Annotated in this window: 15 protein-coding genes; 10 read left to right on the top strand and 5 right to left on the bottom strand. The window is 73.8% G+C overall.

Annotated features, from left to right (window positions below; translation table 11 throughout):
* The first annotated feature begins 448 nt into the window (after positions 1–448).
* The 4 genes from D9V36_RS27415 to D9V36_RS27400 all read left to right on the top strand — a co-directional run bounded on the left by D9V36_RS27415 (position 449) and on the right by D9V36_RS27400 (position 5,771).
* A complete protein-coding gene (locus tag D9V36_RS27415) occupies positions 449–1,834 on the top strand; it encodes an ABC transporter substrate-binding protein (RefSeq protein ID WP_129296096.1) in 1,386 nt (461 codons plus the stop codon).
* A 179-nt stretch (positions 1,835–2,013) separates the two neighbouring features.
* Positions 2,014–3,402 (top strand): carbohydrate ABC transporter permease, encoded by a 1,389-nt coding sequence (locus D9V36_RS27410; protein ID WP_241721063.1) that lies wholly within the window; start codon positions 2,014–2,016, stop codon positions 3,400–3,402.
* The gene (locus tag D9V36_RS27405) at positions 3,399–4,349 is read left to right on the top strand and encodes a carbohydrate ABC transporter permease (RefSeq protein ID WP_129296095.1); all 951 of its coding nucleotides are present in this window, start codon (positions 3,399–3,401) and stop codon (positions 4,347–4,349) included. The genes D9V36_RS27410 and D9V36_RS27405 overlap by 4 nt, the downstream gene beginning before the upstream one ends.
* A 468-nt stretch (positions 4,350–4,817) precedes the next feature.
* Positions 4,818–5,771 carry a class I SAM-dependent methyltransferase gene (locus tag D9V36_RS27400; RefSeq protein ID WP_129296094.1) on the top strand — a complete coding sequence of 318 codons (954 nt, stop codon included), beginning with the start codon at positions 4,818–4,820 and terminating at the stop codon, positions 5,769–5,771.
* 84 nt (positions 5,772–5,855) lie between these two features.
* On the opposite strand, the gene D9V36_RS27395 is transcribed toward D9V36_RS27400, so the two are convergent.
* Positions 5,856–6,542: a class I SAM-dependent methyltransferase gene (locus D9V36_RS27395; protein WP_129296093.1), complete on the bottom strand. Its 687-nt coding sequence runs from the start codon at positions 6,540–6,542 to the stop codon at positions 5,856–5,858.
* Positions 6,543–6,950: 408 nt separating this feature from the next.
* Here D9V36_RS27395 and D9V36_RS27390 point away from each other — a divergent pair, with 408 nt between their 5' ends.
* From D9V36_RS27390 to galE, 3 genes are all read left to right on the top strand, one after another.
* Complete coding sequence (locus tag D9V36_RS27390) at positions 6,951–10,625, top strand: CDP-glycerol glycerophosphotransferase family protein (RefSeq protein ID WP_129296092.1); 3,675 nt, start codon at positions 6,951–6,953, stop codon at positions 10,623–10,625.
* A gap of 265 nt (positions 10,626–10,890) precedes the next feature.
* On the top strand, positions 10,891–12,543 hold the full coding sequence (locus D9V36_RS27385) for a glycosyltransferase family 2 protein (protein ID WP_129298726.1): 1,653 nt from the start codon (positions 10,891–10,893) through the stop codon (positions 12,541–12,543).
* A 55-nt stretch (positions 12,544–12,598) separates the two neighbouring features.
* Positions 12,599–13,576, top strand: a complete 978-nt coding sequence (gene galE / locus D9V36_RS27380) for a UDP-glucose 4-epimerase GalE (protein WP_129296091.1) — start codon at positions 12,599–12,601, stop codon at positions 13,574–13,576.
* A gap of 101 nt (positions 13,577–13,677) precedes the next feature.
* Here the strand turns inward: galE and D9V36_RS27375 are convergent, their stop codons facing one another.
* From D9V36_RS27375 to D9V36_RS27365, 3 genes are all read right to left on the bottom strand, one after another.
* Positions 13,678–13,950: a DUF1876 domain-containing protein gene (locus D9V36_RS27375; protein WP_206739737.1), complete on the bottom strand. Its 273-nt coding sequence runs from the start codon at positions 13,948–13,950 to the stop codon at positions 13,678–13,680.
* 169 nt (positions 13,951–14,119) lie between these two features.
* Complete coding sequence (locus D9V36_RS27370; protein ID WP_129296089.1) at positions 14,120–14,521, bottom strand: hypothetical protein; 402 nt, start codon at positions 14,519–14,521, stop codon at positions 14,120–14,122.
* Positions 14,522–14,681: 160 nt separating this feature from the next.
* Positions 14,682–16,625, bottom strand: coding sequence for a glycosyltransferase family 2 protein (locus D9V36_RS27365; protein WP_129296088.1), 1,944 nt, complete (start codon positions 16,623–16,625; stop codon positions 14,682–14,684).
* 177 nt (positions 16,626–16,802) lie between these two features.
* On the opposite strand from D9V36_RS27365, the gene D9V36_RS27360 reads away from it, so the two are divergent.
* The 3 genes from D9V36_RS27360 to D9V36_RS27350 are packed head-to-tail and all read left to right on the top strand — an operon-like array spanning position 16,803 to position 21,099.
* On the top strand, positions 16,803–19,499 hold the full coding sequence (locus tag D9V36_RS27360; RefSeq protein ID WP_241721062.1) for a YfhO family protein: 2,697 nt from the start codon (positions 16,803–16,805) through the stop codon (positions 19,497–19,499).
* A gap of 59 nt (positions 19,500–19,558) precedes the next feature.
* Positions 19,559–20,545 carry a glycosyltransferase family 2 protein gene (locus D9V36_RS27355; RefSeq protein WP_129296086.1) on the top strand — a complete coding sequence of 329 codons (987 nt, stop codon included), beginning with the start codon at positions 19,559–19,561 and terminating at the stop codon, positions 20,543–20,545.
* Complete coding sequence (locus D9V36_RS27350) at positions 20,545–21,099, top strand: GtrA family protein (protein ID WP_129296085.1); 555 nt, start codon at positions 20,545–20,547, stop codon at positions 21,097–21,099. The genes D9V36_RS27355 and D9V36_RS27350 overlap by 1 nt, the downstream gene beginning before the upstream one ends.
* Here the strand turns inward: D9V36_RS27350 and D9V36_RS27345 are convergent.
* Entirely contained in the window at positions 21,024–23,267 is a 2,244-nt protein-coding gene (locus D9V36_RS27345; RefSeq protein ID WP_241721061.1) for a PIG-L family deacetylase, read from the bottom strand. The two genes, D9V36_RS27350 and D9V36_RS27345, sit on opposite strands and share 76 nt — an antisense overlap.
* Between the last annotated feature and the right edge of the window lie 74 nt (positions 23,268–23,341).

Below are 23,341 nucleotides of genomic sequence, written 5' to 3'. Positions count from 1 at the left end.
CGTGGTGGGGCCCGGTGCGCCGCCCTGTTGCGAACTGCCCCCGCCCGCTCATGAGCCCGGTGCGCGCTTCGTCGCGGACCCCGTGCGCCGCCCATAACAGCCGCGTCACGAAAGGCCCGTTGGCGCGGAACGCGGTATTGCGGAGCCGGTGGCCAGGGCGTAGGACTGTCGCACACCGCACAGCACGACGTACACCGCACGGCGTACACCGCAGAGCACGACGCATACCGCAGACCACCAGGGCACGGCGAGGCGTAGCGCGACCACGCACCATCGCACGGCACGACGCGAACAGCACGTAGGTACGTACGGGCCTGCACCCGTACGTACGGGCATGACGCGAACGGCACGGTTCGGCATGGTTCGGCATGGTTGGGGCGGCGCGGCACGGCAGGGCGCGGCTCCCTTTGCACCCGGCACGGCAGGCGCGGCGACAAGGGGTACGGGGATGCGCAGACGACTCGACCGCACGGCTGTGCGCGCCACGACCGCGGTGGCGGTGGGCACGGCGCTCGCCCTGGCGCTGGCCGGGTGCGGCAGCAGTGGCGGCGGCACGAAGGACAACGGCAGCGGTGGCGATGGCAGTGGCGGCAAGGGCGGCAGCACCGCCCCCACCGTGCAACTCCCCCGGCTCAAGGGCCAGAAGCTGCAGGTCACCGCGGTCTGGACGGGGCCCGAGCGGGCGAATTTCGTCAAGGTGCTGGACGAGTTCGAGAAGCGCACCGGCGCCACGGTCGACTTCGTACCCAGCGGCGACGACATGGCCGGCTTCATCGGCTCCAAGATCGCCGGCGGCGGGCCGCCGGACATCGCGATGCTCCAGCAGGTCGGCGTGCTGGGCGAGTTCGCCCGGAAGGGCTGGCTCAAGCCGCTCGGCGCGACCGCCAAGGCGCAGCTCGCCAAGAACTACAGCAAGGGCTGGCAGGATCTCGGCGCGCACAAGGGCACCCCGTACGGCGTCTACTTCAAGGCCAGCAACAAGTCCCTGGTCTGGTACAACGCCAAGGCGTTCGACAACGCGGGCACCCAGGAGCCGAAGACCTGGCAGGACTTCCTCAAGACGGCGCAGACGCTCTCCGAGTCGGGCGTCGAGCCGGTCTCGGTGGGTGGTGCGGACGGCTGGACGCTGACCGACTGGTTCGAGAACATCTACCTCTCCCAGGCGGGGCCCGAGAAGTACGACCAGCTGGCACAGCACAAGATCAAGTGGACCGATGCCTCCGTCACGCAGGCGCTCACCACGCTCGGCCAGCTCTTCGGCCGTAAGGACCTGCTCGCGGGCGGCAACTCCGGTGCGCTGCAGACGGACTTCCCGACGTCGGTGACCCAGACCTTCAGCGGCGACACCCCGAAGGCCGCAATGGTCTCCTCGGCCGACTTCGCCGCCGCCGACATCACCCAGACGAAGGCCAAGGTCGGCACGGACGCCAAGGTCTTCCCGTTCCCGGCGGTGGGTGCCAAGTCGCCGGTGGTGACCGGCGGCGATGTGGCGGTGGCACTCAAGGACTCCAAGGCGGCGCAGGCGCTGCTGACGTTCCTGGCGTCGACGGATGCCGCCAAGATCTGGGCGCAGGCGGGCGGGTTCGTCTCGCCCAACAAGGAGCTCGACCAGGCGGCGTACGCCGACGATGTGATGCGCCGGATCGCCAAGGCGCTGATCGCGGCGGGTGACGACTTCCGCTTCGACATGTCGGACCAGGCGCCCGCCTCCTTCGGCGGCAAGCCGGGCCAGGGCGAGTGGAAGGACCTGCAGGACTTCCTGAAGAACCCCAAGGACGTCGCGGGCACCCAGGGTCGGCTGGAGAAGGACGCCGCGAAGTCGTTCGGGCGCTGAATCCGTACGCCAAGTCGTTCGGGCCCTGAGTCCGTACGAGGCATCGTTCGGGCGCCGAGTCCGTACCCGAAGTCGTTCGGGCGCCGAGGGCCTGTCGTCCGCCACCGGCCACCGGCCACCGGCCACCGAAACCGACCACTGACACCGACCACCTCGACCGGGACCGGGGGACCGTCACGATGAGCGCCGTACAGGCCGGCAGGGGCAGGGTCAGTGACAGTGGGGGGCGCCGCCCGCGCGGTGACGGCCGCCGACGTAACAGCGGCAAGCGTCCGGGCGGCGGCGTGCTGGGCGCCCGCCCCTGGGCGGCCGCGGTGTTCCTGTTGCCGGCGCTGCTGCTGCTCGGTGCGCTGGTCGTCTACCCGGTCGTCTTCTCCGTCTACCGCAGCCTGTTCGACGCGTCCGGCACGGGGTTCGTGGGGCTGGGCAACTACGGCGCGATGTTCTCCGACGACGGTATCCGTACCGCGCTGAGGAACAACGTCGTCTGGGTCGTGGTGGCGCCGACGGTCTCGACGGTGCTGGGGCTGATCTTCGCGGTGCTGACCGAGCGGATCCGCTGGGGCACCGCCTTCAAACTGATCGTGTTCATGCCAATGGCGATCTCGATGCTGGCGGCGGGCATCATCTTCCGGCTGGTCTACGACCAGGATCCGGAGCGCGGAGCCGCCAACGCGGTGTGGGTCGGTGTCCATGACACGTTCGCCGAACCGGCTCCCTTCCCCGGCGCCAAGCCGCGGCCCCGGTCCGGTCTCGAACCGTCCGGCGGCGGTGCGTTCACCACGCGCTCGGCCGTGCGGGCCGCATCTCCGGTGAATCTGCCGCTGGTCGCCGTCCAGCCGGGCGATCTGCGCGGGGCCCGTGCCGCGGCCGCCGCCCGGCCCCGGCCGGGCGAGGTCACCGGCACCGTGTGGCTGGACTTCACCCGCGGTGGCGGCGGCCGCCCCGGCGTCATCGACGGCAATGAGAAGGCGCTGGCCGGGCTGACGGTCGAGGCGGTCAGGGGCGGCCGGGTGGTCGCCTCGGCGACGACGGCGGCCGACGGCACCTATGCGCTGCCCGCGGACCGGGCCGAGGGCGCCCGGCTCCGGCTGCCCGCGGCGAATTTCGCCGAGGCGTACCACGGTGTCGACTGGCTCGGCCCGGCGCTGGTCACCCCGGCCATCATCGGCTCGTACGTCTGGATGTGGGCCGGTTTCGCGATGGTGCTGATCGCGGCGGGGCTGGCGAGTGTCCCGCGTGAGCTGCTGGAGGCGGCGCGGGTGGACGGCGCGGGCGAGTGGCAGGTCTTCCGCCGGATCACGGTGCCGCTGCTGGCGCCGGTCCTGGTGGTCGTGCTGGTCACCCTCATGATCAATGTGCTGAAGATCTTCGACCTGGTCTACATCATCGCCCCGGGCTCCAGCATCCGGTCCGCCAACGTCCTGGCGCTCCAGCTCTTCCAGTCCTCGTTCGGCACGGATGTCGACGAGGGCCTGGGCAGTGCGATCGCCGTCTTCCTGCTGCTGCTCGTGCTGCCGGTGATGTACGTCAATCTCCGGCGCATCCGGAAGGAGCGTCGCCGATGACGAGCGTGGACGGTACCGGACCGGCCGGGAGGGCCGGGGCGACCGGCGGCGTACGGGCGAGGCAGGGCGGACGGGCCGGGCAGGGCGGACGGGCCGGCCGGCCGCTCGCCGCGCGGATCGCGGCGCGGGCCGGCGGCGGTGCGATGCGGATCTTCCTGGTCCTGGTGGCGCTGTTCTGGCTGATGCCGTCGGTCGGGCTGCTGCTGTCCTCGCTGCGCAGCCCGCAGCAGATCGCCGAGTCCGGCTGGTGGCAGGTCTTCGGCAAGCCGGCCCAGATCACCTGGGACAACTACAGCCAGCTGCTGGCCAACGACAAGGTGATGGGTTCGCTGCTGACCACGGCGGCGATCACCGTGCCGGCGACGGTGCTGGTCGTGGCCATCGGGTCGCTGGCCGGTTATGCGTTCGCCTGGCTGGACTTCCCCGGCCGGGACGGCTGGTTCCTGGTCGTCGTCGGGCTGCTGGTGGTGCCCGTGCAGGTGGCGCTGATCCCGGTGGCCAAGCTGTTCGGCGCGGTCGGGCTCTTCGAGACGACCGCCGGGGTGATCCTCTTCCATACGGCCTTCGGGCTGCCGTTCGCGGTGTTCCTGCTGCGGAACTTCTTCGCCGAGATCCCCCGCGAGCTGCTGGAGGCGGCCCGGCTGGACGGGGCGGGCGAGCTGCGGCTGTTCACCCGGGTCGTGCTGCCGCTGGGCGGCCCGGCGATCGCCTCGCTGGGGATCTTCCAGTTCCTGTGGGTGTGGAACGACATGCTGATCGCGCTGATCTTCGCGGACAGTGGTCATCCGCCGATCACGGTCGCGCTGCAGCAGGAGGTGCGGCAGTTCGGCAACAACATCGATGTGCTGGCGCCCGGCGCGTTCCTGTCCATGGTGGTGCCGCTGATCGTCTTCTTCGCCTTCCAGCGTCAGTTCGTCTCGGGTGTGATGGCCGGCGCGGTGAAGTGAACTCCGCACGACGTCCGGCCGCTCCCCGGCCGCACGACATCTCCCGTTCATTTTGCTGCGCCTACGATGACGCCGCTGCCGTGCCGTGGTGCCGTGCCGTGCACGGTGCGGCGGTGCGTAGGGCGGGTCGGCACACGGGCGGGTGAGGGCGCCCCGGCCCCCGCGAGGCCGCGCCCGTGCGCGGCGGCCCTGACGCCGCGCGCGTCCACAACCGCATGGACCACACAGGTCCGGACAACTGCAGACGCACCACCCTGCACACCCGCATACCGCCACACCCGCATATCGCCACACCCCCTCACGCGGTACGGCGGTACAGCGATACCGCCACAACGTCATACCGCTATACCGCCAGACCGCTATACCGCCACATCCACGGCAGACAGCGCCGGTACATACCGCACGTACTTCCTCACACACGCGTCGCACTCAGCCCTATGTCCCCGACCGTCTGGAGACGGACCGCACATGACTGCCCCCCTCGCAGACCAGAGTGCCGAACAACTCCCGCGCCCCACCCGGCTGTCCGAGGTCAAAGGCTGGTTCTTCACCGCCGACCAGCTGCTCTTCGACTGGTTCCTGGCGCACCAGCAGGATCGTTCCGAGCCGGGTGATCTGCTCGAACTGGGCGCGTACATGGGCAAGAGCGCCATCTTCCTCGGCGCGCGGCTGCGCCCGGACGAGCGCTTCACGGTCTGCGACCTCTTCGACTCCCCCGCCGAGGACGCCTCCAACTCCAAGGAGATGCGGAAGTCCTACGCGACGCTGACCCGCCGCGCCTTCGAGGCCAACTACCTCGCCTTCCATGACGAGTTGCCCATCATCGTCCAGGGGCTCAGCTCGCTCGTCAGCGACCACGTCGACGAGGGGTCGGTGCGTTTCGCGCACATCGATGCCTCGCATCTGTACGAGCATGTGCACGGCGACATCCTCGCGGTGCGCAGGCTGCTCACCGCCCACGGCATCGTGGTGATGGACGACTACCGCGCCGAACACTGCCCCGGGGTGGCCGCCGCCACCTGGCAGGCCGTCACGAACGAGGGGTTGCACCCCGTCTGCATCACCGGCACCAAGTTCTACGGGACCTGGGGCGACCCCGAGCCGCTGCAGAAGGCGCTGCTGGAGTGGATCGCGTCCCGCGGCGACATCTGGCACGAGGTGCAGTACGTCTACGGGGCCCCGCTGGTCCGGTTGAGCGCCAAGGGCGCCGAGGAGCCCGGCCATCCGGCCTCCCGGCACGCGTCCGCCGCCCGCACCGTGCGGCGGTCCGCGGCACAGTCCCCGAAGGCCTCCGCGGCCCGCCCGGCCCCGCGCGGGCCGGTCCCGGCGCGCAGCGCGGTGCGCCGGGTGGCCCGCGACGTGCTGCCGCCGATCGTCACCCGCGCCCTGGTGAGGGCCCGTAAGCGGGCCGGCACGCGCTAGCGGGCCCGTACGCGCCGGCCGGCCCGCACGCACCGGCCGGCCCGTACACACCGGCGGGCCCGTACGCCCTCGGGGTGCCCCCGCCTACCGGGGCACCTGCCCCACCAGCACGAACACATTGGACCGCAGCAGCATCCCGGCCGGGCGCGGCAGCGGATGGGAGTACGTACGCCGTACGGCCAGGCCCGCGGACTCGGCGAAGGCGCGCAGCAGGGTGAAGTCGGTGAAGCGCACCGGGGCGGGCCCGGCCCGGTGCCCGGCCTCCTGCGCGGTGATCAGCAGTACTCCGCCGCCCGGCCGTACGTACCGGACGTAGGCCCGCAGCAGCTCCTCGACCTGTTCGTCGTCCAGGTGCTCCAGGACGTTCGCGGTCAGCAGCGCGTCGAAGGCGCCGGGCCTGGCGTGCGGGCTCGCCAGGAAGGTGTCGGCCGTGTAGGCGGTCAGCCCGCGTTGGCGGCAGCGGGCCACGGACTGCGGATCGTGGTCCACGCCGATGCTGCCGGGCGCGCAGTCGGCGAGCGTGTCGCCGGTCCCGCAGCCGATCTCCAGTACCCGGCCGGTGCCGATCCGCCGCAGCTGACTGCGGTACGGGGAGCGGGCGGGCAGCAGCCGTGCCGGGCCGCCGCGGCCCCGGTCGGCCGGCAGCCGCGCGGTGGAGGCGGACGGCGCGGTGCCCGTGGGAGGCGTGGGCCGGACGGTCCGGGTGTCGCTGCCGGGCGGCCCGGCGTCGGGGCTGTCGGTGGCGGCGGAGCTGTCGGTTCTGCCGGGCATCGGGACGCGGTCACCTTCCCTGGGGAACACGGCGCGCAAAACGCCGTAAGGCTGTGCAACGGGTCTACGGCATCGGACGCGGCCCGGCGCTACGGCGCGCCGAATGGGCGCACCGCGCGTCATCCCCGCACGCACGGACGCACGGCCCGGCACAGGGTGATGTGCGGGCGGGCACAGGGTGATGTGCGGGCGGGCACAGGGTGATGTGCGGGCCTGCGCCCACGGGCGAGCGGCCCTGCACGCCGTGGTGCGCGGTCGCCGCACACGCGGACGCCCGGTCCCGCACACACGGACGCCCGGCGCGGGGCCTCTCACCCTTTCAGCGCAGATCCGGTGACCGTGCCGCCGTGGGCGAGTTGAACGGACCGGTCTTGTGCATTCGCCAGTCCGGAAAGGCTTGGTCCACGTATGAAGCCTCGGCTCACCGTCGTCGTCCCGGTCCATCGCATCGAGGGGTCCGAGCGGAATGTGGAGGAGTGCCTGGAGTCGGTCGCGGCCCAGACGCTGACCGATCTGGATGTGGTGATGGTGGACGACGGCCCGCCCGCGGACGGGGGCCAGGACGCCTCCGCCGCACGGGGCGGGCCCGCCGCTCCCGCCCGCCGTTTCGCCGAGCGGGACCCGCGGTTCCGGATCGTCCACCACACCGGGGGCCCGCCGTCCCCCGGCTGCGGCGCGCTCCGCAACACCGGTGCCCGGCACGCCTATCCGCACACCGGCTATCTGGCCTTCCTCGACGCCGACGACGTGCTGCTGCCGCGCGCGTACGAGGATCTGGTCGGGCTGCTGGACCGGTCCGGCGCGGACCTGGCGACCGGCAATGTCTACCGGCTCGGTGCGGCCGGCCGCAGCCAGTCGGCACGTCATCCGGCCACCCGCGCCACCGCGCTGCGCACCCGTCTCCGCGACGATCCGACCCTGCTGTCCGACGACTTCGCCCGCAACAAGGTCTTCCGCCGCACCTTCTGGGACAAGCATCAATTCGCCTTCCCCGAGGGTGAGTTGTGCCATGACGCGGCGGTGACGCTGCCGGCGCTCTTCCTGGCCGACGCGGTCGACGTCCTGCGGGAGCACGTCTGTTACTGGCGGCTGCCGGAAGGGCCGGACCGCCATCACAGGCCCGATGCCCGGGGCGTACGGGACCGGTTCGCGGCGGTGGCCGGTATCCGGCGCTTCCTCGCCGACCCGGCCCACGCCCGGCTGCGTGCCTATCAGCGCGACTACGACCGTGCGCAGCTCACCGACGGGCTGCTCGATCTGGTCGAGGCGCTGCCGGCGGCCGCGCCGGAGTGCCGGACCGCGTTCCTCGACTGCGCCCGCGACTTCCTCTCCGGGGTCGATCCGCGGCTGTTCCCCACGCTCCCCGTCGAGCTGCGGATGCGCTGGTATCTGATCCGTACCGGGCGGCTGGCCGATCTGCTCACCCTGCTCACCCACGAGGCCCGCAACCCGGCCGGGTTCGCGGTCGCGGGGCCGCCGCTGCGCAAGCGCGCGGTGCTGCCGCTGACCCCGCCGCTGGAGCTGCCGCCGGGGGTGACCCGGCTGGACCGCGCCGACTTCCCCGTACGGGCCCGGGTCAGGGAGGCGGAGTGGCGCGGCGGGGTGCTGGTGCTGCGCGGCTACGCCTATATCCGGAATGTGGACGCCGCGACCCGGCACAGCTATCTCAGGACGGCCGTGCTGTCGTACGGGCGGCGCCGGATCCTGCTGCCGCTGCGGCCGGTGGCGATGCCGGAGGCGACCGCCGAGTCCGGGCAGGAGCTGCACTGTTACGACTGGTCGGGCTTCGAGCTGCGGCTCGATCCGGCGCGGCTGCGCAAGGGCGGGCGCTGGGAGGAGGGCGACTGGTCGGTGGGGGTGCTGCTGGCGTCGGCGGGGGTGGTGCGGGCCGCGCCGCTGCACGCCGCCGAGACCGGCTCCGGCGCCGCCCCGTGCGCCCGTGAACTGCCCGGGGACGGTACGGGTGCCGTGCGGATCACGCCCCGGTACGTGGACGGGCGGCTGCGGCTGTCGGTGGTCCGTCCGCTCCGGCGGCTGACCGGCCACCGGGCGGCGGCGGCCGGCGCCCTGGACCTGACCGTCTCCACGCCCGGCCCGACGCCCACCGCCCTGCGGCTGACCCATCAGGGGACCGGCACGGTGGTGTCGTTCCCGGTGGAGGCGGAACCTCCGGCGGGGGCGGAAGCGGGAACGGGCCCGGGGCAGGCGAACGAGGCCCCTGACGGCGCGCCCCGTACCGCCCCCGACGCCGCGCACCGCACCCCCTCCCCGTCCTCCCCGTCCCTGACCTTCCGTATCCGTCTCGACGCGCTGGCCGCCGCGCGGCCCCCGCGGGACGGTGCGCCGCGGGCGATCTTGCCGGCCCACACCGAGAGCTGGGCGGCCGAGGTGGTGCTGCCCGGCGGCGGCACCGGCCCGATCGCCTGTGACCTCGCTCTGGCCCCGGCCGCCCATCCGCTGCCGCACGGCCGCGAGCTGGTCCTGGCGGCCGGGCCGGCCGGGAACCTCCTCCTGCACGACCGGACCCCGCAGCCGTATCTGGACCGGGCGCTGTGGCGGGCGGACGGCACCCTGCTGGTGGCGGGTGCACTGCCCGGCGCCGCTCCGCTCGCCACCGAGCTGGTCCTCAAGCACGGGGCGCACGCCGCCGAGCTGGCCTTCGCCACCACCCACGACGAGGGCCGGTTCCACGCCGCGCTGCCGCTCGGCGCGCTGCCCTCGCTGGCCGGTCCGCTGCCGCTGCGCGAGGGCCGCTGGACGCTGCATCTGCGCGAGCGGGGCGCGCCAGGATCCGCGCTGGACGCCCCGGTCCGCGCCCTGCCGTCCCTCCTGGACGGGCTGCCGGCGACCCGTACGGTCCGCGGCAAGCCGCTCACCCTGGACCGGCACCGGCACGACGAAGCGCTCGTGGTGGCGGGTCCTGCGCTGCCCGCCACCGACCGCGGCCCCTACCGCCGCCGGATGCTGCGCGAGCAGCACTATGCGCTGCACCGCTCCCGTCCGCTGCGCGACACCGTCCTCTACAGCAGCTTCGGCGGCCGGGCGTACGGGGATTCGCCGCGGGCGGTGCACGAGGAGCTGGTGCGCCGGGGCATGGACGTGGAGCATCTGTGGGCGGTGCGCGACGCGCAGACCGCGGTGCCGGAGACGGCCCGTGCGGTGCTGGTGGGCAGCGCCGAGTGGCACGGGGCGCTGGCGCACAGCCGCTGGGTGGTCACCAACACCCATCTGCCCCGGTGGTTCACCCGGCGCGGCGGGCAGCGCATCATCCAGACCTGGCACGGCACCCCGCTCAAGCGGATCGGCGCCGACCTGGCAGGGACGCTGTGCGCGGGGCTGGCGCATCTGGCGCCGCGGCCGCGGGTCAGCCGGCAGTGGAGCGTGCTGCTGTCGCCGAACGCGCACAGCACCCCGGTGCTGCGCTCGGCGCTGGGCTACTCCGGGCGGCTGCTGGAGACCGGGCTGCCGCGCACCGACGCCTTCTTCGCCGCCGACCGTGATCTCAGGGCGGCCGCGGTCCGTGAACGCCTGGGCATCGAGCCGGGCCGGAAGGTGGTGCTGTACGCGCCGACCCCGCGCGACGATCTGGCCTACGACGCGGGCCACCACCGGCTGCATCTGCCGCTCGATCTGGACCTGGCGCGGCGGGAGCTGGCGGACGACCATGTGCTGCTGGTGCGCTCCCATCCGCTGGTCGCCGACCGGCTGCCCGCCCACCACGCGCCGTTCGCCCTCGACGTGTCCGCGCACCCGGACGCCACCGAGCTGCTGCTGGCCGCGGACGTCCTGGTCACCGACTACTCGTCGCTGGCCGCCGACTTCGCCAACACCGGGCGCCCGATGCTCTTTCTGACGCCCGATCTGCCGCACTACCGCGACACCCTGCGCGGCTTCACCCTCGACTTCGAGGCCCGGGTGCCGGGTCCGCTGCTCACCTCGACCGGTGAACTGATCGACGCGCTGGGCGACTTGGAGGAGATCGCCGCCGCGGGGGCGGATGCGTACGCGGAATTCCGGGAAGCGTTCTGCCACCGGGACGACGGAGGCGCGGCCGGCCGGGTCGCGGATCTGATGGAGCGGTGAGCGGGGCCGCTCCGTCGCAAGGTGGTGGCGTGCGGATCAACATCGTGCGGCACTCGCGTCGTTACAGCATGTGCAGGCGCCCTTACGGGTCTGTGCACCCCCGAGCCCCGGTTCGAGCCCGGTAAGAAGACGGCAAGAGGGCGGGAAAAGCGGAGCGGGGGGTGCAACCGCTCGACGGGAATCGCCCTCTGAACCATCGGAAAAAGGTTCGGAACCCCGCTCGCGCCAAGAGATGCTGTCGACACGAAATGTAGATTCAGTGACTGTGAAAGAAGCCCTCGATCCGCTGACGGGGCCCACCATCACGCCTTCCGCTCAGGTCAGCATCGTCGTCATCGCCTTCAACGACGCCGGCCACGTCTGCGATGCGGTGCGCTCCGCGCTCGCGCAGGGGCCGCCCGGCGAAACGGTCACCGAAGTGATCGCGGTGAACGACGCCTCCACCGATGGCACCGGCGCCGCCCTGGACGCCCTCGCCCATGGCGAACCGCGGCTGAGGGTGATCCACCGCGACACGAACAGCGGCGGCTGCGGCACTCCGCGCAACGACGGTCTGCGGGCCGCCACCGGGCGCTTCGTGATGTTCCTCGACAGCGACGATGTGCTGCCCCCGGGTGCGGCCCGGGCGCTGCTGGCCGCCGCTGGTGAGCATGACGCCCCGGTCGTGGCCGGTGCCTGCGTACGCCGTGAGCTGCCCGCGCACCGCGATGTCCCCTGGCAGCCGGGCCTCTACCGCGAGACGGCGGTGCACAGCTCCCCCGACAAGGCCCCGCAGCTGGTCCGGGACACGCTGTGCGTCAACAAGCTCTACGAGCGGGCGTTCCTCGACAAGCACGCCATCACCTTCCCCGAGGGCCGCTTCACCTACGAGGACTTCGTTTTCACGGCGCGGGTGCTGGCCGCCGCCCCGCGCCTCGTGACGATCCCCGACCGGGTCTATGTCTGGCATGTGCGCCGTTCGGCGGCCCGGCAGTCGATCTCGCTGGACCGCAACGACGTCGCCAACTGGCAGGCGCGGATCGCGGCGCACCGTGCCAGCGTGCAGATCTTCCTGGACGCCGGGCACCAGGCGCTGGCGCACGCCGCGGCCACCAAGTTCCTCGACCACGATCTGCGGATGTACGTCCGCGAGCTGCACACCCGCGGCGCCGACTACCGCGCCGAGTGGTGGCGGCTGACCCGCGAGTATCTGGCGGGCTTCGACGAGGCCGATCTGCGTGCGGCGCGTGCCCCGGCGCGCTGGCTGGCCCGGGTGGTGCTGGCCTCGCCGGCCCCCAGGGACCTGGAGCGGCTGACGCAGCTGGCGGCCCGGCCGGGCCGGCTGCTGCCGCCGTACGCGGAGGCCGGCGGCCGCGCGGTGTGGTCCGCGGACCTGCCCGAGGTCGTGCTGGACGCGATGGTCACCAAGCCGATGCACCGGCTGCCGGTGACCATAGACGCCGAACCGTCCCCCGGCGGTCCGGGGGTGCTGCGGCTGCGGGTGCACGATCTGTACGGGCGGCTGGCCGCGTCCGGGCCGGAGAGCATCGACATCGAGCTGCGGCGCCGCCGGGACGACCGGCGCGGCCCGGTCCACACCGCCGCCCTCACCCCGGCCCCGGCCACCGGCGGGTCCCAGGCCTGCTGGACCGCCGAGGTCGTACTGGATCTCGCGGCGCTGGCCGAACCGGGCGGCGAGCCCTGCGCCGACCCCGAGCCGTGGGATCTGATGGCGCAGGTCAGCTGCGCGGACGGGGCGGGTTTCCGTGCGGCGCTGCGGGCCCTGGGACCGGGGCTGCGCCGCCGGGTGCTGCCCAGCCGCCGTCATACCGTGCTGCTGGTGCAGCCGTATGCAACGACCGGCGGCGCCCTGTCCCTGCGGGTCGCCTCCGGCCTGCGCAGCGTGTGGCGGATCGCCGCCCGGCGGCTGCGCGGCTGACCCGCCCCGGTCCTTTTCCCCCCGCACACCTCTACCCCGACCTAGGATGGGCACTATGTCTTACTTGATCACGGGTGGTGCCGGCTACATCGGCGCCCATGTCGTACGGGCCCTGCGTGAGGCAGGCGAGAGCGTCGTCGTGTTCGACGATCTGACGACGGGTGTGGCGGCCCGGATCCCGGAGGGCGTCCCCCTGGTGGTCGGCTCCACGCTCGACCGCGCGCTGCTCGATGCCACCCTCGCCGAGCACGGCATCACCGATGTGGTGCATCTGGCCGCCAAGAAGCAGGTCGGCGAGTCCGTCGAGATGCCGCTGCACTACTACCGCGAGAATGTGCACGGTCTGCAGACGCTGCTGGAGGCGATGGCCGCGGGCGGTGTCGGCCGGCTGGTGTTCTCCTCCTCTGCGGCGGTCTACGGCATGCCGGATGTCGACCTGGTCACCGAGGAGACCCCCTGCACCCCGATCAACCCGTACGGCGAGACCAAGCTCGTCGGCGAGTGGATGGCCCGTGCGGCGGGCCGGGCGCACGGCATCAGCACGGCCTGTCTGCGCTACTTCAACGTCGCCGGGGCGGCCACCCCCGAGCTGGCGGACACCGGCGTCTTCAACATCGTCCCGATGGTCTTCGAGAAGCTCACCGAGGGCGCGGCGCCGCGGATCTTCGGCGATGACTACGACACCCCCGACGGCACCTGCATCCGCGACTACATCCATGTCGCCGATCTCGCCGAGGCCCATGTGTCGGCCGCCCGCAAGCTCGCCGAGCCGGGCCCGGTGCGCGATCTGACGCTGAACATCGGGCGCGGCGAGGGCGTTTCGGTGCGCGAGATGGTGGATCTGATCACCGAGATCACCGGGCACCGGGGCGTCGGTGCCGAGGTCACCCCGCGCCGTGCGGGCGACCCGGCCCGGGTGGTCGCGGCCGCCGACCGGATCGCCGCGGAGCTGGGCTGGAAGGCCCGGTACGACGTCCGCGACATGATCACCTCGGCCTGGGCCGGCTGGCAGCACCACCGTCCGCAGGGCTGAGCGCGGGCCGCGGGCCCGCCGGCGGGCCCGCGGAGCGCGGCCCGGGGGCCAGCGGCGGGCGCCGGTCAGGCCGGCGGACGCCGGTCGGGCAGGGGTGCGGATCAGGCCAGCGGGTGCGACGTCCGGCCCGAGACCGCGTCGATCTCGTCGTGCGCCTTGGTCAGCAGCTGCATCGCCAGTTCGTTGAGCGCTCTGGCTCCCGCGACCTCCTCGCCGACCCGCGGCTGATTCGAGTCGACGGGGTGGCGGCTGGCGTAGCCGTGGGCCCGTACCTCGGTTCCGTCGGGAAGCCGTACGAGGGCCGCGGCCCGGGTGCGGTGGGTGTCCTCCTCGAATTCCATGTCGACATGCCATCCGACAACGGTCTGCAGCATCACGATCACCTCCGGAGCCCCTGCTTCCAGCGTGCGCCCGGCGGGCGGCTCTCGCACGGCGCCCGTGGCGGCACGGCTGCGCCCGGGGCGGGTCCTTGACCGGATTCCGCCCCGGGCGTGCTCATGCCGCCCGGCCGTCCACAGGCCGGCTGCGACTGTCTACGGCCGGCTACGGCTGGAGGGTGATCGAGTTGATCGGCGTGAGGTCCTTGTCGATGTAGTAGCCGGGCGAGAGGTAGCCCTGGCATCCCGTGCCGTTGTAGCCCGTGCAGGTCCGCATGGTCGCGCCCCCGGACTGGTTGTTGTAGATGCGGTGCGTCCCGACCTGGTTGCTGAGGTTGTGCGCCCCGTAGCTGTAGTAGAAGAGCGACGGGTGGCCGCCGTTCCATCCGGCGTTCTGCGGATAGATGCAGACCGCGCCGTAGGGGCAGCCCTGGACGGTGCCGCCCGCCGCGGTGTGGGTGGTGCCGACGGCCGCCGCGGTCCCGGCCGTGCCGACGACCGCGCCCGCCGGGACGGCCAGCGCCGCGACGGCGATGGCCGCCATTCCGGCTCGCTTCCATACGGACATGTGACGTTCCCCCTTGGTCAGATGGCCCCGCGAAGACGGTCGTCGCGGGTGCACCTGTGCAGGTGCCTGATGGTGGGTCAGCCTCGTCCCGCGGGGGCGGCACGCACAAGGATTTTCGGCGGTGGCCGAAGGGGACCGGCCCGGCTGCCGGACGCCGGCGTCAGCCGCGCAGGCGGCGCAGCACCCTCCTGGGGAGGCCGGCGCCGGGCACGGCGAACATCAGCTGCGTCCGCCCGCCGGCCGTCCGGACCGGCAGGTCGTGGCGGAGCGGGCCCGCCATCACCCGCAGGGACACCCGCCAGGTGCTGCCCCGGGGGCCGCCGCGCAGCACCGAGCGCACGGTGTAGTGGTCGTCGGCGCCCCGTTCGACCGTGGTGGGCAGCGCCACGGTGCGGGTCGCGTCGTGGAGGACCAGCTGCAGCTCGGCGTCCACGGGGCAGCCGGGCAGGGTGAGGTGGGCGGCGAGGGCGGCCCGCCCCGAGCGGGTGCGGTGCGCCGTGCCGCGCAGGTCGCCGCCGAGCGACCGGCGGGCCCCGTCCTTGTCCAGGTCGAGGTGGAGATGGCCGTGCGGCTGGGAGAGGAAGAGCGCGGCGACGGCGGGGCCGGCCGGGCCCCGGCCGGCGATCCGCGGTGCGCACTCCCGCCCGTTCGCCCCGCCTTCCGGGGCCAGCCAGGCCTCGCGGCGGAAGGCGGGCCCCTCGGCGCCCGCCGCGCCGTGCGCGGTGACCGCGATCTTGAGGCCCCAGATGCCGTCGGTCAGCGGCCCGCCGTCCGCGGCGGCCGCCGGGTCGACGGCGGCCTGCCAGGTGCCGTCCGCGTACCGCGCCGGCACGTGGTGGACGGCGCCGCTGCGCTGCAGCCGGACCTCGACCCGGTCGCCGCCGAGCAGGGACAGCTCTGCGGTGCCCCGCAGGTGCAGGACGCCGCCGACCCAGCCCCAGCGGATCAGGCGCTGGCGCAGCACCACCCGGTCGGTGAGGTCGTAGCAGGCGTCGGGGAGCGGGTGCTGCGGGTCGCGGAAGTGGGGGTATCCGGCGTAGACGCGGCCGTCGGCGATGCGCGGCGGGCCGGGCAGGCCCTCGGTGTCGGCCCGGACGACGGCGGTCAGGGCCTCGTCGAGCCCGGCGCGCAGGCAGTGGGCGCGCAGCCGGAGCCGGGGCGGCAGGGCGGCCTGGACGCGGTCGGTGAGGTAGCGCTCGACGAGCGGGCGGGCGGCCGCGGCCATCGCGTGCCGGCCCGCCTCGTCGCGGGCGAGATAGGCGGCCCCGAAGGGCATGAGTATCTCGCCGTGGAAGTGCCGGATCATCAGCTTGTCGCGCTGTTCGCCGGGCGGGACCTCGTCCGCGAGGCCGTCGAGGACGGTGCCGATGTAGTCGAGGTATTCGCACCAGTCGATGTCCTGGCGGCTGGCGTTGCTGTCGTCGTCGCGGCCGTGCAGGTAGTAGCAGTCCTGGTCGGCGAGGACGGAGACGGTCCGGGCGCGCAGCAGGGCGGCGATGCCGAACGGCAGGTCCTCAGCCAGCAGCCGGCCCTCGACGAAACGCAGCCGGTGCTCTTCGAGGAAGGAGCGGCGGAAGAGCTTGTAGGCGGCCAGCGACCAGTAGACCGGGGAGTCGAAGACGGAGACCTGGTCGCTGGTGGTGCGCAGGTCGACGGGGGCGGAGCGGCCCTCGGCGCCGGCGATCCGGCCGTAGACGACGTCCGAGCCGCACCGCTCGGCCATATGGACGAGCCGGGCCAGTGCCCCGGGGGCGAGCCGGTCGTCGGAGTCGAGGAAGAAGACGTAGTCGCCGGTGGCACGGTCCAGCCCGGTGTTGCGCGGCTTGCCCGCGCCGCCCGAGGCCTCCTGGCGCAGCACGGTCAGGTGGGGGTGCAGGCCGGCCTGTTCTTCCAGCCACTCGGCGCTGCCGTCGGTGGAGCCGTCGTCGACCGCGATCACCTCGATCCGGCGGCGGTCCAGCGTCTGCGCGAAGACCGAGCCGAGGCTGCGGTCGAGGTAGCGCCGGGTGTTGTGCACCGGCACGATCACGGAGACGGTCGGCGTCGCCGTGGCATCCGGTCCGTCGCCGGCCGTGGCCACGAGGTCATCAGGAACGGGCACCATGCCCTCCACTCTTTCCGCAATCCCCGAAACACCCGGCGTCTCGACCAGGCAAAGGGGGTGATTAAGACATATAACGTGGGGTGAACGTTCGCCGATCGTGGAGGAGTGCCGGTGGCTCCGACGCCCGCCACCCCACAAGAGGCGGTCCGGCCCCTGGAGGTTGCCCGGCCTCTTCCCGTGAGTGAACGCCCGGCCGCGGCGTACAGTGCCGCCGGACAGCGGACGGCACCCTGGCTCGCGGCGGCCCTGTCCATGGGGGCGTACTGCCTCGCGCTCGCCCTGTACGGCAGCTACCCGTTCGGCCCGCAGTCACGCGCCGTCAACGACCTGGGCAATCAGTTCGTCCCCTTCCACGCCCGGCTGTGGGACCTGCTGCACGGCACCACCAGCGGCGATCTGTTCTTCAACTGGAGCAGCGGCTACGGCGTGCCGTTCCTCGCCGACTTCTTCACCTACCTGATGAACCCCTTCTCCTGGCTCGTCGGGCTCTTCCCCCGCGCGCTGACCGACCTGCCGGTCTTCCTGGTCACCCTGTTCGGCATCGGCCTGGGCGCCGCTTTGATGACGGTCTTCCTCGGACGGCTGCGGGAGGGCTCCGGCCCGCTGCGGGCGCTGCTGTCGGTGGGGTACGGGCTGTGCGCCTGGGTGCTGAACGACGGCTTCGCCGACCCGATGTGGATGTGGGGCCTGGTGGCGCTGCCCCTGACCGGGATCGCCGCGGACTGGTGTCTGCGCCGTACCCGCTGGGTGGCGGGCACGCTGCTGGTCGCCCTCGCCTGGGCGGGCAACTTCTACACGGCCGCGATGGCGACCCTGGCGATGGCACTGGTGCTGGTGGTGCGGCTGCTGACGGCCGCCGCGATGCCGTGGCGCGCGAGGCTGCGGGCGCTGGCCCGCGCGGCCTCGATGGCGCTGACCGGCATCCTGCTCGCCGCGCCCGTGCTGACCGTCACCCTGGCGGCCAGCCGGGCCGCCCAGCCCGCGCCCGCGGTGTCCTACGACGACCGGCCGTCGCCGCTCGACCAGTGGGCCCGGTTGCTGCCGGGCGGCCACCCGGGGGCGCCGGTCCCCAACATCTCCATCGGGGTCCTCGGGCTGCTGCTGGTGGCCGCCTTCCCGTTCGTGCGGGCCGTGCCGCTCCGGGTGCGTGTGGGCTGGTGCGCCCTGGCGGCAGGCGTCGCCGCCTCCTTCGTCCAGGAGCCGACGATCCTGCTGTGGCACGGTTTCGCGCTGCCCAACGGCAGTCCGTACCGCGCCGCCTTCGTGCTCAGCGGCATCCTCGTGATGATCTCCTGGCTGGCGCTGGCGCACCGTCCGCGCGCCCGCGAGCTGGCCGCCGGCGCGGCGGCGGTCGCGCTGCTCGCCTGGCTCGCCCGCGACCGGGGCGCGGCCGGCACCGACACCTGGATCCTGCTGGCCGGCGGCGGTGTGCCGGCCCTCCTGGGGCTGGCCGCGCTCGGCAGGTCGCCCAGCTCCCGCGCCCGGGCCGCCGCCCTTGCCGTGCTGACCGGCACGGTCGTGCTGGGCTCGGCGTACGCGACGCTGTCGGCGACCGCGGCGCGGGGCGCGATCGCCTGGTTCCAGCCCAAGATCACGTTCACCGGCCCGTCGCTGACCGCCCGGGAGGGACTGCTGGCCCGCGCCGACTGGCCGCACAGCCGCACCGACCCGGGCCCGCACGAGTTCGCCAACAACGACCCGCTGCTGATCGGCGGCGAGGGCGGCTCGTACTACAGCAGCTTCGCGCCCGCGGTCACCGCGCGCACCCTGCGGGGCCTGGGCGCCGGCTGGTACATGAGGGGCCGCCACACCCTCAGCTTCGAGGACCCGGTGGGCCGGGCGCTCATGGGCGTCGGCAGCTATCTGTCGCCGGTTCCGGGGCGCCGCGCCCTGTTCACCCCGCATCCGGCGCTCGCGGCCCCGCTGCTGACCGTACGGGACGCCCTCCCGCGCCGCCCCGCCGGCGAGGAGACCGTCTTCGCCCGCCAGGAGCGGGTGCTGGGCGCCGCCGTGTACGAGGTGCCGGCCCTGACGCCCACCGCGGGCGAGGCCCCGCTGCGCGACCGTGGCGGCTGGCTGCTGCCCGGCGCACGGCGGCCGGTCACGGTCGCGGACGGCGGGGGTGCGAAGGGCGCGGGTGCGAAAGGCGCGGGTGCGAACGGCGCGGGTGCGAACGGCGGCGGCAGGAAGGGCACGGGCCCGCACGGCGGTGCACCGGACCGCGCGGGTGCGCCCGGCGCCGGGACCACCTTCACCGTGCGGTGTACCCCGGGCAGCACCGCCCTGTGGTACGCCCCCTGGTTCTCCGGGGAGGTCAGCGGCCTGGGCCTGCGCACCACGGCGCTCGGCAGCCGGGACGTCACCGCGAATCCGCTGCGGGTCCTGGGCCGGGTGCCCGCGGACGGCACGGTGGCGGTGCACTTCACCGGCCGGGGGCGGCAGCACCTCCCCGAGCGGGCGGTCGGCTGCCTGTCCGGGCGCAGGCTGGCGGCGGCGGTGCACGCGCTGCGCGCCCGCGGCCCGGTGGAACTGGCCGCCGCAGGCCACCGGCTGACGGCCCGGCTGCGTCCGGGCAGCAAGGGCAGCGCGGTGCTGGCACTCCCCGCCGTCCCGGGCTGGGGCTGTTCGGTGGACGGCGGACCGCTGCACGCGCCGCACTCGTTCGGCGGTCTGCCGGCCGTCCCGCTGGGGCCGGGCGCCACCCGGCTGTCGTGCTCCTACCTGCCGCCGGGCCTGCACACGGGGCTTGCGGCGAGCGGCGCGGCGGCGCTGGCGCTTGCCGTGGTGGCGGCGAGCGGCACCACACGCGGCCGGTGGCGCCTCCGCCTCACCACGCCACGCCGGACACATCATGACAAACCAACAGATTTGTAGAATTACCTTCCAGGGGACGGTGCCTGAGCCGCCCCTGACCCCGGCGAAAAGGCCTGCTGATGAAGCTTTCCATCGTCGTCCCCTGCTACAACGAAGAGGCCGTCCTCGGCCGGTTCGACGAGACGGTCCGCGCGGTCCTCGCCGGGCTCGCCGTCGAGTACGAGCTGTGTTACGTCGACGACGGCAGCGCCGACGGCACCCTGGCCCGGCTGCGGGGCCTGGCCCAGCAGCACCGCGGCACCACCCGCTACCTCTCCTTCAGCCGTAACTTCGGCAAGGAACCCGCCATACTGGCCGGCCTGCGGGCGGCGACCGGCGACGCGGTGATCCTCATGGACGCCGATCTGCAGCATCCGCCCGGCCTGATCGAGACGATGCTCGACCTCTACCAGCTCGGCCACGACCAGGTCGTCGCCAAGCGCAGCCGGACCGGCGACCGGCGGCTGCGGACGGCGCTGAGCAGGCTCTACTACCGCGCCGTCAACAAATGGGTCGATGTCGAACTCACCGACGGAGTGGGCGACTTCCGGCTGCTGTCGCGCAAGGCGGTGGACGCGCTGCTCTCGCTGCCGGAGTACAACCGCTTCTCCAAGGGCCTGTTCTCCTGGATCGGCTTCGACACCGTCACCTTCGACTACCGCAACGCCGCCCGGGAGGCCGGCGAGACGAAGTGGCGCCTCGGCTCGCTGGTCAACTACGGCATCGACGGCATGCTCTCCTTCAACTGCCGCCCCCTGCGGCGGGCCCTCTACGCCGGGCTCGGCCTGGTCTCGCTGGCCGCCGTCTACACCCTGTGGATCGTCGGCGCGGCCCTCGTCGGCGGCGTCACCGCGCCGGGGTATGTGACGCTGGTGGCCATCGTCGTGGGCCTGGGCGGGCTGCAGATGGTGATGCTGGGGCTGATCGGCGAGTACATCGGGCGGATCTACTACGAGGCCAAGGGGCGGCCGCACTTCCTGGTCAAGGAGAGCAGCGCCGCCGTGCCCGCCGCGGTGCCCGTCCCCGGTCCGGCGGACGCCGCCACCGCCGGTGCGCGGGCCCGCTGATGCGCGCTTCGCCGACGTCCGGCCTCCCCGGGGGCCGGATCGTGCGCTTCGCCGCCGTCGGCGGGGTCAACACCCTGACGTTCTCCGCCTGTTACCTGGCGCTGCACCACCTGCTGCCGTACTTCGCGGCCTACACCGCCGCCTTCGTGACGAGCATGACCGGCTCGTTCTTCCTGCACACCTACGTCACTTACCGCACCCGCCCGACCTGGACGAAGTTCCTGCTCTTCCCGCTGACCCAGGTCACCAACTACGGGGTGCAGAGCGCGGGGCTGGTGGCGCTGGTGGGCTGGTGCCACCTGAGCACCACGGTGGCGCCGCTGGTGGCGGCGCTGTGCGCGCTCCCGTTCAGCTACCTGCTCTCCCGGCGCATCCTGCACCCGCCCGACCGGACCGGGCGCTGGGCCCGGCCCGGCGCCGGCGCTCAGGACGGCCCCTCCGCTCCGGCCGGTCGCACCACCCCGGCCGGTCCTACCACTCAGGTCGGTCCCACCCCCCCGACCGGCCCCACCACGGCCGGTCCGCCGCCCGCCCGCTCCGGCACACCCGGCTGAGCCCGCCAGCCCCCGAACCGCACCGACTGCCCGACCGACGTCTGACGCGCCGTGTACAGCCTGCCGTCGAGGCCCAGCGCGGCCACCACCGCCCGCCCCACCGCGTCCTGGGCGACCCCGGCCGCCGCCGAATGCGCCACCCGGCCCCGCTGCCAGGGCCCGGCGCCGTCCTGGGCCATCGCCATCCGTACCTCGCCCGCGTCATCGCGCGCCGCGAGCACCATCCGGTCGCCGCTGCCGATCTGCGCGGCCGCCACCCGCCCGTAGCCGCCGACCGCCTCGCAGCGCGCCGAGACCCGCCAGGCACCGATCATCCGCTGCCGCTCGGCGATCAGGACCTGGGCGGTGACCGACCGCCGGAAGACGGCCCGCACCGCGCCGTCGGCCACCGGGACGAGGCTGACCGGGCCGCCCGGCTGCGGCAGCCCGGTGGCCGCGGCCGGCCGCGGCAGCCGCCCCGGCTCCTTCGACACCCAGTGCTGGACGGTCCCGACGGTCGGCGCGGCCAGATGGATCAGCCCCTCGGAGTCCACACAGGCATCCAGCCCGTCGACGATCCGCGGTGAGGACGTCAGCGTGCTGACCGGCCCCTCCAGCCGCTGCCACGGCGAGAAGTGCCTGCCGTGCGGGCCGCCGCGGTGGGCGACACGGCCGTCCCAGGTGCGGACGAAGACGTGCACCGTGCCGTCCGGTCCCGCCACCGCCGCCGGGAAGCCGGTCTCCAGCGACCGGACCGGGTCGGGGTCCGGGGCGCCCAGCGACTCCCAGCGCGCGAAGACGGGCACACCGTCCGCGGTGGTGCCGGTCTGCGGTGCGCTCAGCAGTTCGCGGCGGTGGGCGGCGTCGCGGCCCGGCAGCACGGTGCGGGAGGCGAACAGCTGGAGCGCACCGCCGGGCCGGCGCACCACCTGGATCTGCCCCTGCAGCGGCGCACCGCCGACCGGCACCGGCGCGCCGAAGCTCCCGCTGCCCGGACGGGTCTCCGCCCAGCAGTACGCCCATCCGCCGAGCACCGCGAAGGCGGCGAGCCGGCCGTCCGCGGCCGGGCGCAGCCAGGCGTTGGAGCCGGGGGCGCGCAGCCGGGTGCTGCGGGTCCAGTTACGGGAGCTGCCGGCCAGCGCCGAGCCGCCCACCTTGCGGTCCCCGCAGCCCGCCGGGTCGCCGCAGGCACGGTGGTCGGCCCAGCCGTAGACCGACAGCAGCCGGGCCTTGCGGCGGGCGGCGGCGAGGTCGAGGTCGTGGGGCAGCTCCCCGTCCTCGTAGCCGAGGTAGTTCTCCACGATCGCCGGACGGCCGCGGCCCCCGTACGCGGCCAGCGCGGCCTGGGCGAAGTAGGCGGAGGCGGTGTGGTCCTGGTGGTCGTAGTAGCGCAGCCCGGCCAGGCGGGGGTCGCGGTCCGCGGTGGCGGGCGGCCGCATCGGGGAGTGCACCGCGTTCGGGTCCAGGGTGCGCACGACCGTGGGCCCGGACCGGTCGAGCACCGCCACCAGGGTCTGGACGACCTGGTCGCGGGTGTAGTGGAACCGCCGCTTCACGGGGGTGCCGGCGGGGCGCAGGGTGGAAAGGGTGCCGGTGGCACCCAGCCACAGCCCGCGCAGGCTCCTCGCCCGGGCTTGCCAGACGGCCCTGGCCTCCACCAGCCCCAGGAAGATCAGCTGGTTCCGGGGCGCGTCGCGCAGCGTCTGGATCTCCACCTCGAAGCCCGGGAGCAGGGAGAGCGCCGCGACGTCCCAGCGGGCGGCCGGGTCGCCGGTGACCATCGCGGCATGGGCGGCGCGCAGCCCGTTGGCCCGCGCCCGGGCGAAGGCGGCCCGGTCCGGGGGGACCCGGGCGGGGTCGTGGGCGCGCGCGCTGACGTTACGGCCGTCCGCCTCGCCGCCGGTGAGGCAGACGGTGACCGACCGCGCCCCGCCGCGCAGGGACTGTTCCAGGTCGGGGTTCATGAAGTACAGACCGTCGTCGGCATGCGCGATGATCTGCAGGAAGGACTGGTCCGCCGGGTCCGTCAGCGGCCGTCCGGGGCCCTCGGGGCCGGACGGCCGGGCGCCGTCGTCCGACAGCCGGGCCCAGACGCCCACGCCCGCCGTCGCGGCGAGCACACCGGCGCCGGTGGCCTGGAGCAGCCATCGGCGGGACACGGACTCACGGGGCGGGCGCGCAGCTGACACGCACCCAGTATTCGGGCGACCTAAGACCCCACTCGCCCCGAAACTCCCTACTTGACCAGATTCCTGACGAGCCC

Origin of the sequence: Streptomyces lydicus, assembly GCF_004125265.1 — a bacterium.
Lineage (GTDB): Bacteria > Actinomycetota > Actinomycetes > Streptomycetales > Streptomycetaceae > Streptomyces > Streptomyces lydicus_C.
Note: the sequence above shows the minus strand (reverse complement) of the source record. Positions and strands in the feature narration are given on the sequence as shown.

Coding starts and splice junctions, on each gene's coding strand:
- D9V36_RS27415 (WP_129296096.1), top strand. CDS start 449: ATGCGCAGACGACTCGACCGCACGGCTGTGCGCGCCACGACCGCGGTG.
- D9V36_RS27410 (WP_241721063.1), top strand. CDS start 2,014: ATGAGCGCCGTACAGGCCGGCAGGGGCAGGGTCAGTGACAGTGGGGGG.
- D9V36_RS27405 (WP_129296095.1), top strand. CDS start 3,399: ATGACGAGCGTGGACGGTACCGGACCGGCCGGGAGGGCCGGGGCGACC.
- D9V36_RS27400 (WP_129296094.1), top strand. CDS start 4,818: ATGACTGCCCCCCTCGCAGACCAGAGTGCCGAACAACTCCCGCGCCCC.
- D9V36_RS27395 (WP_129296093.1), bottom strand. CDS start 6,542: ATGCCCGGCAGAACCGACAGCTCCGCCGCCACCGACAGCCCCGACGCC.
- D9V36_RS27390 (WP_129296092.1), top strand. CDS start 6,951: ATGAAGCCTCGGCTCACCGTCGTCGTCCCGGTCCATCGCATCGAGGGG.
- galE (WP_129296091.1), top strand. CDS start 12,599: ATGTCTTACTTGATCACGGGTGGTGCCGGCTACATCGGCGCCCATGTC.
- D9V36_RS27375 (WP_206739737.1), bottom strand. CDS start 13,950: ATGCTGCAGACCGTTGTCGGATGGCATGTCGACATGGAATTCGAGGAG.
- D9V36_RS27370 (WP_129296089.1), bottom strand. CDS start 14,521: ATGTCCGTATGGAAGCGAGCCGGAATGGCGGCCATCGCCGTCGCGGCG.
- D9V36_RS27365 (WP_129296088.1), bottom strand. CDS start 16,625: ATGGTGCCCGTTCCTGATGACCTCGTGGCCACGGCCGGCGACGGACCG.
- D9V36_RS27355 (WP_129296086.1), top strand. CDS start 19,559: ATGAAGCTTTCCATCGTCGTCCCCTGCTACAACGAAGAGGCCGTCCTC.
- D9V36_RS27350 (WP_129296085.1), top strand. CDS start 20,545: ATGCGCGCTTCGCCGACGTCCGGCCTCCCCGGGGGCCGGATCGTGCGC.